General features: G+C 69.1%; 3 protein-coding genes. All 3 read right to left on the bottom strand.

Going from position 1 to position 3,073, the window contains the following annotated elements:
- On the bottom strand, positions 1–1,092 hold a 1,092-nt coding region (locus AC2VNT_RS05365), incomplete at its 3' end, for a thiamine pyrophosphate-binding protein (RefSeq protein WP_486945869.1).
- A 278-nt stretch (positions 1,093–1,370) separates the two neighbouring features.
- Positions 1,371–2,243: a metal-dependent hydrolase gene (locus tag AC2VNT_RS05360; protein ID WP_486945868.1), complete on the bottom strand. Its 873-nt coding sequence runs from the start codon at positions 2,241–2,243 to the stop codon at positions 1,371–1,373.
- Positions 2,240–2,863, bottom strand: a complete 624-nt coding sequence (locus AC2VNT_RS05355) for a TetR/AcrR family transcriptional regulator (RefSeq protein WP_486945867.1) — start codon at positions 2,861–2,863, stop codon at positions 2,240–2,242. The genes AC2VNT_RS05360 and AC2VNT_RS05355 overlap by 4 nt, the downstream gene beginning before the upstream one ends.
- Positions 2,864–3,073 lie beyond the last annotated feature (210 nt).

Genomic DNA, 3,073 nt, shown 5'->3' with positions numbered 1-3,073 from the left:
GATGACGGCCTTGACGTCGCCGACGATCGGCACGTCGGCGTGCCGGTTCTTGCCGATCTCGGCCGGGTCGATGTCGGCGTGGATCACCTTGGCGTCCGGCGCAAACGAGTCCAGCTGGCCGGTGACCCGGTCGTCGAACCGGGCGCCCAGGGTGATCAGCAGATCCGAGCGCTGCAGCCCGGCCACCGCGGCCACCGTGCCGTGCATGCCGGGCATACCCAGGTGCTGGCGGTGGCTGTCCGGGAAGGCGCCGCGGGCCATCAGCGTGGTGACCACCGGGATGCCGGTCAGCTCGGCCAGCTCGCGCAGCTCGTCGCAGGCGTCGCCGCGGATCACCCCGCCGCCGACGTAGAGCACCGGGCGGCGCGACGTGGCGATCAGCTTGGCGGCCTCGTGCACCTGCCGGTTGTGCGGCTTGGTGTTCGGCTTGTAGCCGGGCAGGTCCAGTTTGGGTGGCCAGGCGAAGGTGCACTGCGCCTGGAGCACGTCCTTGGGGATGTCGACCAGCACCGCTCCCGGCCGGCCGGTGGCGGCGATGTGGAACGCCTCGGCCAGCGCGCGCGGGATCTCGTCGCCGCGGCGGACCAGGAAGTTGTGCTTGGTGATCGGCATGGTGATGCCGGAGATGTCGGCTTCCTGGAATGCGTCGGTGCCGATCAGCGACCGGCCCACCTGCCCGGTGATGGCGACGACCGGGATCGAGTCCATCTGCGCGTCGGCCAGCGGGGTGACCAGGTTGGTGGCGCCCGGACCGGAGGTGGCCATGCACACCCCGACCCGGCCGGTGGCGTGCGCGTAGCCGCTGGCGGCGTGGCCGGCGCCCTGCTCGTGGCGGACCAGCACGTGACGCAGCTTGGTCGAGTCGTACAGCGGGTCGTAGACCGGCAGCACCGCGCCGCCGGGGATGCCGAAGATGACGTCGACGCCGAGCTCCTCCAGCGACCGGATCACCGCCTGGGCGCCGGTCATCTGCTGCGCCGGGACGCGCTTCTGGCTGGGTTTGCCGGGTTTGCCGGCGGCCGCGCCGCCGTTGACCGGCCGGTGCGGCTGGCCGGTCGGCCGCTGCGGCGGTCGGGTGGTGGGTGCGCTCACGGTGTCCTCTTTTGATCTGGTTTTCGATCTCGTGACGTCTGCTGTTTTCAAGTCTTGCGGTGTGCCGGGCCGGTGACAACAAAAATCCCCCGTGAGCTCGGCTGCTGTACGAGGGTTGCGCGTTTGATGCTCGAATGCCCGGCGAGGCTATTCAGCCGCCAACGCGCCGGGTACTACGAGAATTCCGCGGATGTTCACAGCGTTCGACGGTAGCCGCAGCACCGGCCGGCCGTCAAATTCGGCGCCGGACACCCAGTGCAGGTGGTCTAGTGCAGGGTCTAGTGCAGGTGGTCCACCAGGCTGCCGTGCTCGCCGAAGAGCTCGGCGGTCCAGCGCTCCAGCAACACGGCGTTGTCGATGTCGTCGGGGTGGAAAGCGGGCCGCAGGTAGGCGCTCAGCCGGCGGAAGACCGCCCGGGTCAGGAACGGCGAGTGCCGCAGCGCCAGCAGGCTGCGGATCAGCCGGACCGGGTGGTAGGCGGCGCAGTCGCCGAGCAGGGAGATCAGCGAGTAGCCGAATACGGTGACCGGGAAGCTGATCCGGATGATCCGCATCACCCGGATCCGCCGCTTCTCACTGCCGCCGACCGCCCGGTAGACGTCGAAGGCGACCGACCGGTGCTCGGACTCCTCGATGGCGTGCCACAGCAGCATCGAACGCACCTCGGACTCGCCGAGCAGCGCCTGGGCGCGTTCGTCGCTGAGCAGGGTCTCGGCAAACACCGCGGTGAAGTGTTCGACTGCGGCCGTGGCGGCGAGGCAGGTCAGCGGCGAGACCCACCGCTCGACGATCTTCATGTGTCGGCGCACCGACCGGTCGATCCGGCGGGTGGGGTAGCCCATCTGGGACAGCCGCTCGTTGAGCTCGCGGTGTTCGCGGCCGTGGGTGACCTCCTGGCCGATGAAGCCTTTCACCCGCTCCTTGAGCTCCGGCTCGGTGATCTGGTCGGCGAACCGGCGCACCGACCTGACGAAGAAGTCCTCGCCCTCCGGGAAAGCCGCCGACAGGTGCGCGATGATGTGGCTCATCACCAGATCGCCCTGGACGAAGTGCCGATCCAGCGAGGCGACCGGGTAGCTGAAGTGGATCCGGCGGGCGTGCACCGGGTGGCCGCCGGGGTGGTAGGCCGGCTGCTTCTCGCTGGCGGTCATGATGTCCCCTCGGGTTGCGGGCCGGCCACCAGGGGGCGGACCAGCGCTTTGAACGCGTTCAGGATCTCGTCGGTGTCCAGCGGCTGGTAGCCGTCGATCGACCGGGCCAGCGCCAGGCCGTCCATCAACGCGAACGCCATCTGGGAGCCGATCCGGGCACCGGCTGCGTTGTCCGGGAACAGCCCGGCGTTGACCCGCTCGCAGGCGTCGACGAACTGCCGGTCGGTCGCGATGACGGCGGGCGCCAGCTCCGGGTCGGTGCGGGCGGCCACCCACAGTTCGTGTGCGGCGGTGAACGTCGGCCCGGAGAACATCGACCAGAGCAGGTCGATCGCCTCGTCGAATTTGTCCGCGGCCGGGTCCAGGCCGGCCATCAGCACCTCGAACTCCTCGACGCGCCGGTTCAGCGAGTACTCCACCGCGGCGGTGAGCAGCTCGGTCTTGGTCGGGAAGTGGCCCTGCAGCGCGCCCACCGACATCCCGGCGCGACGGGCGACCTCGGTGGTGGTGGTGCCCTTGAAGCCGACCTCGACCAGGGCTTCCAGCGTCGCGTCCAGCAGCGCCCGCCGCGTCTCGGCGGTCCGTTCGGCCTGGGTTCGCCGGGGTCGGGTGGCGGGCATGACCCCATCCTGCCCCAGCTAAAATAAGTACGCAATATTTATTTTTACGGCACGCCGGTGCGCTCGCTGATGTATGTCGTTGTGCAGCCTCTCGCCGTTGCAAGTGAGTGATCTTTAGTGTGCTTAAGCGGCGCCGTCGTGAATGTTGAGTCAAGTACGTGGTTCGAGTCGCGAACGGTCAGGCAGCCAGTCGAGCCTCCCGGGTGAGTT

Source organism: Mycobacterium sp. TH-M15 (assembly GCF_057473705.1).
The sequence above is the reverse complement of the archived record's forward strand: the minus strand, read 5'-3'. Positions and strand labels throughout refer to the sequence as shown.

Excerpts from the sequence above, each read along its gene's own strand:
- AC2VNT_RS05360 (WP_486945868.1), bottom strand. The coding sequence starts at position 2,243 with ATGACCGCCAGCGAGAAGCAGCCGGCCTACCACCCCGGCGGCCACCCG.
- AC2VNT_RS05355 (WP_486945867.1), bottom strand. The coding sequence starts at position 2,863 with ATGCCCGCCACCCGACCCCGGCGAACCCAGGCCGAACGGACCGCCGAG.